We start from the raw sequence: 849 nt of genomic DNA, 5'->3' as shown, positions 1-849 counted from the left end.
GCCCGCGCCGCCGGCGAGCTGCTGGGCGCCGTCGAGGAGCGTCCGCTGCCCGGTCGCCAGTTCACCGGCGCCGGACGCCAGCCGGGCGGCCCCGTCGTGGGCGGTGGCCGCGCCGTCGGCGAGCTTCCCGGCGCCGTCCGCGGCCTCCTGGGTCCTGGTGTGGATCGTGGAGAAGCCGGTGAGGAACCGGTCCGCGGCCTGCGTCCCGACCTCCTTGGCGACCGACTCGCGGACCCGGGTGGTGAGGGTGTCGGCGATCGTGCGGGCCAGGTAGTTGTTGGCGTCGTTGGTGGTGAGCACGAGGATCCCCTGGCGCGGGGTGAACTCGCCGGAGGACTGCAGGGCCGCGGTGAAGTCGCGCGGGATCGTCACGGCGAAGGTGTAGACGTTGTCGCGGACACCGCGGTCGGCCTCGGCGGCCGAGACCCGGTGGAAGTCGAACGAGCCGGAGTCGGTCAGCTCCGTCGCGACGTCCTGGCCGACGTTCTGCGCCTTCCCCTCGGCGTCGGTGCCGCCCGCGTCGTCGACGACGAGCGCGGCGGGCACCTGGTCCAGGCGGGAGTAGGGGTCGCCGTTGGCGTAGAGGTAGAAGCCCGCGTAGAGCATCGGGATCATCAGCAGCGCGAGCACGGCCAGGACCGGCAGCCGCCCGGCGGTGATCCGCCGCAGCTCGCTGATCGCCATCCTGATCGCGCTCATGAGGTCCGCTCCGTGCTCTCGTCGCCGTCGGTGGCCCCGGGGGTGAGGTCGGCCCCGGGCAGGACCGCCGTGCCCGCGTCCCGCGGGGGCTCCCCGGTGCCGGGCGGCGGAGCGTCCGCGGTCCCGGCGGGGCGGCGGCGCAGCAGCCGC

The 849-nt window shown here is 75.4% G+C and carries 1 protein-coding gene; it reads right to left on the bottom strand.

The annotated features are described in order from the left end of the window. On the bottom strand, positions 1-699 hold a 699-nt coding region (locus GTW08_RS04705; protein ID WP_202416403.1), incomplete at its 3' end, for a YhgE/Pip domain-containing protein. Positions 700-849: the final 150 nt, after the last annotated feature.

This window comes from Pseudonocardia sp. SID8383 (assembly GCF_009864975.1).
GTDB classification, from domain to species: Bacteria; Actinomycetota; Actinomycetes; order Mycobacteriales; family Pseudonocardiaceae; genus Pseudonocardia; species Pseudonocardia alni.
This window is presented reverse-complemented; position numbering and strand designations above follow the sequence as displayed.